The 6,504-nt window shown below is 36.7% G+C and carries 9 protein-coding genes; all 9 read right to left on the bottom strand.

The window, feature by feature from the left end:
* On the bottom strand, positions 1-1,197 hold a 1,197-nt coding region (locus A9Q93_RS01610), incomplete at its 3' end, for an amidase family protein (RefSeq protein WP_303685633.1).
* Between the two features lie 80 nt (positions 1,198-1,277).
* A complete protein-coding gene (gene ftsY, locus A9Q93_RS01605) occupies positions 1,278-2,231 on the bottom strand; it encodes a signal recognition particle-docking protein FtsY (protein ID WP_303685632.1) in 954 nt (317 codons plus the stop codon).
* 188 nt (positions 2,232-2,419) lie between these two features.
* On the bottom strand, positions 2,420-2,572 hold the full coding sequence (locus A9Q93_RS01600; protein WP_015362875.1) for a DUF4295 domain-containing protein: 153 nt from the start codon (positions 2,570-2,572) through the stop codon (positions 2,420-2,422).
* 7 nt (positions 2,573-2,579) lie between these two features.
* Positions 2,580-2,765: a 50S ribosomal protein L33 gene (gene rpmG, locus A9Q93_RS01595; protein WP_015362874.1), complete on the bottom strand. Its 186-nt coding sequence runs from the start codon at positions 2,763-2,765 to the stop codon at positions 2,580-2,582.
* Between the two features lie 20 nt (positions 2,766-2,785).
* On the bottom strand, positions 2,786-3,025 hold the full coding sequence (rpmB, locus tag A9Q93_RS01590; protein WP_303685630.1) for a 50S ribosomal protein L28: 240 nt from the start codon (positions 3,023-3,025) through the stop codon (positions 2,786-2,788).
* Positions 3,026-3,084: 59 nt separating this feature from the next.
* The gene (locus A9Q93_RS01585) at positions 3,085-4,341 is read right to left on the bottom strand and encodes a CinA family nicotinamide mononucleotide deamidase-related protein (protein ID WP_303685629.1); all 1,257 of its coding nucleotides are present in this window, start codon (positions 4,339-4,341) and stop codon (positions 3,085-3,087) included.
* The gene (locus A9Q93_RS01580) at positions 4,342-4,677 is read right to left on the bottom strand and encodes an Hpt domain-containing protein (protein ID WP_303685628.1); all 336 of its coding nucleotides are present in this window, start codon (positions 4,675-4,677) and stop codon (positions 4,342-4,344) included.
* The gene (locus A9Q93_RS01575; RefSeq protein ID WP_303685627.1) at positions 4,674-5,288 is read right to left on the bottom strand and encodes a fumarylacetoacetate hydrolase family protein; all 615 of its coding nucleotides are present in this window, start codon (positions 5,286-5,288) and stop codon (positions 4,674-4,676) included. The genes A9Q93_RS01580 and A9Q93_RS01575 overlap by 4 nt, the downstream gene beginning before the upstream one ends.
* 3 nt (positions 5,289-5,291) lie before the next feature.
* Positions 5,292-6,504: IMP dehydrogenase (locus A9Q93_RS01570; protein ID WP_303685626.1), on the bottom strand; the 1,213-nt coding region annotated here is incomplete at its 5' end.

Raw genomic sequence — 6,504 nt, 5'->3', positions numbered from 1 at the left:
CCAACCACGGTATTTTGCATCAGACTGTCCAGCAAAATATGCAGGAAGATCCTGTTTCATATCAAGGTTCAACAGCTTTAAAAAACCATTAAGTTGCGGTCGTGTATCGTCCAGCTCAATTAAAATAGCTCCTTCTTGCTCAAGATCAGAAAGTGCTTTTTCATATAATTTGTTTTCTTTGAATGACGTCCATACTCCAAAACGAACTCCTTCAAGCTTCCCGTTTTCAAAATCATTTGTTCCATAACTATCGATCACTTGATAAGGAGCACCTAGAGCACGGCTCACTATAGCGTTATCAATAACATTTTTAGTCATAGGTCCTGCTGTATCTAGATAACTAGAAATAGGTACAATACCTATCCCACTAAAAGTGCCTGTGGACGGCTTATAACCTACCACGCTATTTTGAGAAGATGGAGATAAGATAGATCCAGAAGTCTCAGAACCTATTGCTGCAACAGCAAAATTTGCTGCAACACTAACGCCGCTACCACTACTCGATCCACCAGTATCTATAGTTCTTCTTCCATAAGGATTCAAGGTCTGTCCTCCTACTGCGCTGTAACCGCTTGGGCAATCGCCACAGAAGAAATAAGCCCATTCACTTAAATTTGCCTTTCCTAATATGATAGCACCATCTTGCTTTAAATTTGCCACAATTTTTGCATCAGGTGTAGATTTATTTTCTAACAAAACAGCTGCTCCTGCCGTCGTAGGCATTTCAGATGTATTGATATTATCTTTTAATAAAATAGGCATTCCTCGCAAAGTATACAAAGGAATTTCATCTCCTTGATTCTTTAAATATGCCAGGTCTTTATCAGCTTGATCAGCTTGTTTTAAAGCATTAGGATTTATTGAAATTATTGCATTTAAGGATTTAGGATTTTCTCTATCGTACTTATAGATCCTATTTAAATAAAATAAAGTTAGATCTCTATAAGTCAATTTCCCACTTGCAATTGCTTCCTGAATTTCTGGTATACTTTGTTCTAGAATAAGGCTGTTTAAGTTATCGCTTTCGCGAAAGCGGACTACTTCTTCTAATAAGTTACCAAAAATCTGGTCTTTTTCTAAGTACTGAGAATCGAGCACCTTAAATTCTCTAAAATCGGTAGATGCAGTTGCAACGCTTGTGTCAGAAGATTTACATGCTAGAAATATAAATGGTAGGAAAAATAGAAATTTATTCATGAATTAAATTTTCATAAAAATAAAACTCTCGTAGATAAATTACGCTATCTACGAGAGTTTAAATTTATTTAGAATTATTTCTAATTAAAGAAACTGTCTACAAATTCTACTTTATTAAAGACTTGTAAATCATCTATTCCTTCTCCTACACCTATATATCTTACAGGAATTTGAAACTGATCAGAAATACCGATGACTACGCCGCCTTTTGCAGTACCATCTAACTTTGTTACAGCAAGACTACTTACTTCTGTAGTGGCTGTGAACTGTTTTGCCTGCTCAAAAGCATTTTGCCCAGTAGAACCGTCTAGAACTAACATCACGTCATGTGGTGCGTTAGGAATGACTTTTTGCATCACTCTTTTGATCTTAGACAACTCATTCATCAAGTTGATCTTATTATGTAATCGACCTGCGGTGTCTAGAAGGACAACATCTGCATTTTGAGCTACAGCGCTTTGTAAAGTATCAAAAGCAACACTAGCTGGATCGCTTCCCATAGCTTGTTTAACGATCTCTACGCCTACACGATTTGCCCAGATATCTAACTGGTCTACGGCTGCAGCTCTAAAGGTGTCACCAGCACCTAATACCACTTTCTTACCAGCTTTTTTAAACTGGTGCGCTAGTTTACCTATGGTCGTGGTTTTACCTACACCATTAACTCCTACAATCATAATTACATAAGGACCGTCAGTTTTAGGAACAGTAAACTCTGTAGCATCTCCATGGTTTACTTCACTCATTAATCCGGCGATCTCTTCTCGCAAGATCGCATCAAGCTCTGAAGTACCTAAATATTTATCTCTAGCAACGCGCTCCTCAATACGGTCGATAATTTTAACTGTTGTTGCAACACCTACATCACTTGAAATCAGAACGTCTTCTAGATCATCAAGAACATCTGCATCAACGGTAGATTTTCCTGCAACGGCTTTACCTAGCTTATCAAAAAAGCTAGTTTTAGACTTTTCTAAACCTTTATCTAAGGTTTCTTTTTTTTCTTTCGAAAATATTTTTTTGAAAAAACTCATGGTTCAATTGGAATAAATACAAAAATAGGGAAGTTAAAGTTGATAAAGACCATGTTATGTGTGAAAGGCAAATTGAAGTCTCAATTAGACTAGATATGCAATATCAAATCAAAGGTGATGAAGATTTAAAGCACAAAAAAACGTCTTACTTAGAGGTAAGACGTTTTTTTACGTTCTAATTAATCAACTTATTTTTTATTCAAAAAGTCGTTTACTTGATCTGGCGCCATAATAGCACTTACAAATGTGTAAGCTCCAGTTTTAGGAGACTTCACCATTTTGATTGCTTTCGTTAATCTTACATTTCCCGTTTGAAGGGATGCGATGGATTTCTTTGCCATGTCTTAATTATTTAATTTCTTTATGAACAGTCATACGCTTTAAAACCGGATTGAATTTTTTAAGTTCAAGACGATCTGGCGTATTCTTTTTATTTTTTGTAGTAATGTAACGAGACATTCCTGGCATTCCAGACTCCTTGTGCTCTGTACATTGAAGAATAACTTGTATTCTATTTCCTTTACTTTTTGCCATCTTTTATAACTTTTAAAAAATTACTTAGTAAGGTAGCCCTTTGCACGAGCTTCTTTTACTACTTGAGTAATTCCTTTTTTATTGACGTTTTTTATTGCTCTAGCAGACACTTTCAAAGTTACCCACTTATCTTCTTCTGGTAAATAGAATTTCTTCTTAAATAAGTTTACGTTAAATCTACGCTTCGTCTTATTCATAGAAAAGGAAACATTGTTTCCTGTCATCGCTTTTTTTCCAGTAAGTTCACAAACTCGAGACATGATTATTGTTGTTTAAAATCGGAATGCAAAATAACGATAATTAATTTGATCTCACAAGCCTAATTTGCAGGCTTTTTTAATAATTCTTTTTGCAAGAGTTCAAATGACTTATTTACGGTCTTTTGAATTACTCTTTCTCGATGATTTCCCATCATAAATTTTATTGCAAAACTCTCACTATCAGTAGCGATACCTATAAATACAGTTCCTACTGCTGCATCGCTATCTCCTTTAGACGGTCCAGCATTTCCTGTAGTAGCAATTGCATAATCTGATTTAAATTTTTTCTTTGCTGCAACGGCCATAGCCTCAGCAACTTGCTCGCTTACGACAGAATTTGTCTTAATAAGAGATTCCTCAACACCTAAAATATCGATTTTAGACTGTGTTGCATAAGTAATAGTACTGCCTTTAAAAAAGGCAGACGCTCCAGGAATCTCAGTGATTAAATTAGCTATTTTTCCTCCTGTGCAACTTTCGGCAGTAGCGAGCGTTTTATTTTGTTCTTTAAACAAACGACTTACTTGATCTACAAGACTTTCGTTGTTACTTTCTCCCACTATAATATCTGCTATAAGTGAGTAAAGCTGCTTAATCTGGTCGTCAACTTCTTTTTCTACAATAGTCTTATCTGTCCCAAAAGTTGACAAACGCAATCGCACCGTACCTAAACTAGGCAAATAAGCTAGCTTAATATGTTCTGGCAATGCATTTTCCCATTCTTCAATACGTGTAGCGATCGTACTTTCTCCTTGCCCAGCAGTAAGAATCGTTCTATGATGAATAAATGGTAAATCAGGATTCTCTAATATACGAGGGATAACTCCATTAGTCATGATCTCTTTCATCTCAAATGGAACTCCTGGCATAGAGACAAAAATTACATCATTACGTTCCAGCCACATTCCTGGAGCAGTTCCATAATTGTTTTTAATCACCTCAGCTTTAGAAGGAACTAGCGCTTGCGCCTTGTTCATGTCTACCATAGGATCTTTAACATATTTAGCAAACAACTGTGTTACATGCTCTAGCACTTGCTCATCAAGAACAAGCTCGTCGTCAAAATATTCACAAATCGTAGCCTTAGTCACATCATCTTTAGTAGGTCCTAAGCCGCCTGTAACTAGTACAATATCAGATTGTGATTCCGCTTTCGCGAAAGCGGATAAAATATGATCCTTGTCATCATTTATAGTTATGATTTCAAATACGTGAACACCTATTTTGTTTAACTCCTGCGCCATCCACGCAGAGTTTGTATCCACTATTTGACCTATGAGAATCTCATCACCTATAGTAATTATGGTAGCCTTCATTTAAAAATCTCTTTCTAGTTCTAGGAATGTATTTTCTAATTCCTGATGCAAAAACATAAAGTCTTCATTAATGTCCTTTTGTTCAGTATTCTTACCCCATAGTTCGAGATTACGAGCGCGCTCATGACCTTTTAAACCGAACAATTCTAAAGAAGGTTTCATCTTATGAGCATACAACCGTACATTTTCACGGTTTTCTTCAAGGACAGCACTTGCTAAATTTTCTAAATCTAAAGGCATTTCCTTTAAGAAGGTATCTACCATTGTATTAACAAAATCAGGATCGTTATCTGAAATCATTTGTACCTGAGTTAAATCGTAGGTCGTTTTTTTCATTTGACCTTGATTTCAAACATTTCTTTACCGTTTAAAGTTCCTTTTAAAACGTCGTTCTCTTCTACTCTAGAAACTCCAGCTGGTGTCCCGGTAAATATTAAGTCTCCTATTTTGAGAGTAAAGTACTGAGATACATAAGCAATGATTTCATCTATTTTCCACAACATCAATGAGGTATTTCCATCTTGCTGTAGCTCACCGTTTTTGAATAATTGAAAATCTAGAGCATCTAATGCTGGTAGTTCTTTTTTATCAATAAAATCTCTAGAAACAACTGCGGCACCGTCAAAGGCTTTGGCTTTTTCCCAAGGCAAACCTTTAGATTTTAATTTTTGTTGTAAGTCTCTAGCTGTAAAGTCGATTCCTAAACCTATCTCGTCATAGTATTTATGAGCAAATTTTTGATCGATATGTCTACCTATGCGATTAATTTTTACCACAACTTCCACCTCGTGATGTACGTCATCACTCCATGGCGGAATAAAAAATGGTTGTTTATGTAATAGTATAGAAGTATCTGGTTTTAAAAAAACAACTGGATCTTCTGGACGCTCGTTTGCGAGTTCTTTTATATGATCGGTATAATTGCGACCTATGCAAATGATCTTCATATTTTATCTACTGTAATTAGGAGCTTCTTTGGTAATGGTAACATCATGAGGATGGCTTTCCATCATTCCAGCCGAGGTTATTTTAATAAACTGCGCTGTGTTTTTAAGCGTCTCAATATCTTTTGCACCGCAATATCCCATACCAGCTCTTAAACCTCCTAAGAACTGAGTCATACTCTCAACTAAATCTCCTTTATATGGTACACGACCTACAATTCCTTCTGGAACTAATTTTTTAATATCATCTTCTACATCTTGAAAATAACGGTCTTTAGAACCGTGCTGCATTGCCTCTACAGATCCCATACCACGGTAGGATTTGAATTTACGCCCATCATAAATAATGGTCTCACCAGGCGACTCTGTAGTACCTGCAAGCATAGAACCTAACATAACACAGTCTGCCCCAGCAGCAATTGCTTTAGGGATGTCTCCTGTGTAGCGTATTCCTCCATCTGCAATTACCGGTACTCCTGTTCCTTTCAACGCATGCGCTGCTTCCATGATGGCGCTCAATTGTGGGAAACCTACTCCAGCAACTACTCTTGTAGTACAAATAGATCCAGGTCCTATTCCTACTTTCACAGCATCGGCACCAGCTTCTGCAAGATATTTTGCAGCAGCAGCAGTGGCAACATTACCTACTACAACTTCTAATTCTGGAAAATTCTTTTTTACTAGCTTTAAAACGTCTACTACACCTTTAGTATGTCCATGAGCTGTATCAATAACTACTGCATCAACTCCAGCGGCAACAAGTGCTCCAGCTCTATCTACGGCGTCACCTGTAACTCCTATAGCAGCTGCAACTCGTAAGCGACCGTATTGATCTTTATTTGCATTAGGTTGTAAGGTAAGTTTAGTAATATCTCTAAAGGTAATAAGCCCTTCTAGCTTTCCGTCTTCATCAACCACAAGAAGCTTTTCAATCTTATGTTTCTGTAAGATAATTTCGGCTTGTTGTAATGAAGTTCCCGCTTTTGCAGTAACAAGATTCTCTGAGGTCATTACTTCTGTTACAGATCGTGCATTATCTTTTTCAAAACGTAAGTCACGATTAGTGATGATTCCTTTTATATAACCGTCCTGATCAATGATAGGAATTCCTCCTATTCCGTGCTCTCTCATGCTAGCTTTGGCATCTCCTATAGTAGCGTTTTCAGTCAAAGTAACTGGATCGATGATCATACCACTTTCTGCTCTCTTAACACGACGC

Source organism: Nonlabens dokdonensis (assembly GCF_002162835.1).
In the GTDB taxonomy this organism is placed as follows: Bacteria; Bacteroidota; Bacteroidia; order Flavobacteriales; family Flavobacteriaceae; genus Nonlabens; species Nonlabens dokdonensis_B.
The sequence above is the reverse complement of the archived record's forward strand: the minus strand, read 5'-3'. Positions and strand labels throughout refer to the sequence as shown.

Bases quoted from the DNA above. Each gene is read 5' to 3' on its own strand.
- A9Q93_RS01600 (WP_015362875.1), bottom strand. From the start codon at position 2,572: ATGGCAAAGAAATCCATCGCATCCCTTCAAACGGGAAATGTAAGATTA.
- A9Q93_RS01575 (WP_303685627.1), bottom strand. From the start codon at position 5,288: ATGAAGATCATTTGCATAGGTCGCAATTATACCGATCATATAAAAGAA.
- A9Q93_RS01585 (WP_303685629.1), bottom strand. From the start codon at position 4,341: ATGAAGGCTACCATAATTACTATAGGTGATGAGATTCTCATAGGTCAA.
- ftsY (WP_303685632.1), bottom strand. From the start codon at position 2,231: ATGAGTTTTTTCAAAAAAATATTTTCGAAAGAAAAAAAAGAAACCTTA.
- rpmB (WP_303685630.1), bottom strand. From the start codon at position 3,025: ATGTCTCGAGTTTGTGAACTTACTGGAAAAAAAGCGATGACAGGAAAC.
- A9Q93_RS01580 (WP_303685628.1), bottom strand. From the start codon at position 4,677: ATGAAAAAAACGACCTACGATTTAACTCAGGTACAAATGATTTCAGAT.
- rpmG (WP_015362874.1), bottom strand. From the start codon at position 2,765: ATGGCAAAAAGTAAAGGAAATAGAATACAAGTTATTCTTCAATGTACA.